The organism is Acinetobacter sp. MF4642, from assembly GCF_002018925.1.
Taxonomy (GTDB): domain Bacteria; phylum Pseudomonadota; class Gammaproteobacteria; order Pseudomonadales; family Moraxellaceae; genus Acinetobacter; species Acinetobacter johnsonii.
This window is the reverse complement of the sequence record NZ_MVON01000086.1, coordinates 1-819: the sequence shown is the minus strand read 5'-3', so window position 1 is coordinate 819 and position 819 is coordinate 1. Positions and strand designations below refer to the sequence as shown.

Genomic DNA, 819 nt, shown 5'->3' with positions numbered 1-819 from the left:
TAGGGTCTGTTGAGAATTACCGAGAGTTAATTAAACTCGCGCACAGTTGAATCATGGCTTCAAAACTCGTATCTGTTTTACAACTACGCATCGCTATACGTTTAAATTCTTTTAACTTACAGAAATAGTTTTCAATGAGATGACGCCATTTATACATAATCGTATCAAAGGCTCTCATTACTTTTCGATTAGATTTGGGTGGGATCACCACTTTCACTTTACGTTCATTGAGTTCTTGGATGAGCCAATCTGCATCAAATGCTTTATCCGCTAGTAATGCTTGAAAATCAACATCTTCAATTAAAGGTTTGGTTTCTACTAAATCGTGATATTGACCAGGCATTAATCGAAACTTAATAAGGTTGCCTAGACTATCCACTAAGGCAAGAATTTTACAGGTCATTCCACCTCGAGATTTACCTATAGACTGTTTGAAAGTCCCCCTTTTGCACCTTGCCCATGTCGATGAACTTTAACAATCGTTCCATCAATCATGGCGTATTCCAAATCAACATCTTCATTTACAGATGCAAAAATAGTTTCAAATACACCAGCTTTCACCCAATCACGGTATCTTTTAAAGACGGTATTCCATTTACCAAAATGAGGAGGTAGATCACGCCATGGACTGCCTGTACGGGCAATCCATAGGACTGCTTCTAAAAATAATCGATTATCTTTTCCACTACGACCTCGATCGGTCACTTTACCTAGGCAAAAAGGTTCCATTTTTGCCCATTGGGCATCAGTAAGTATGTATCTATCCATAGTACTATTATAAATTAATCAGTAGCCTTTGTTAATTCTCAACAAGCCCTA

General features: G+C 37.7%; 1 pseudogene. It reads right to left on the bottom strand.

Annotated elements, in window-relative coordinates:
• Nucleotides 1–16 precede the first annotated feature (16 nt).
• A pseudogene (locus tag MF4642_RS16555) lies at nt 17–729 on the bottom strand (IS5 family transposase).
• Nucleotides 730–819: the final 90 nt, after the last annotated feature.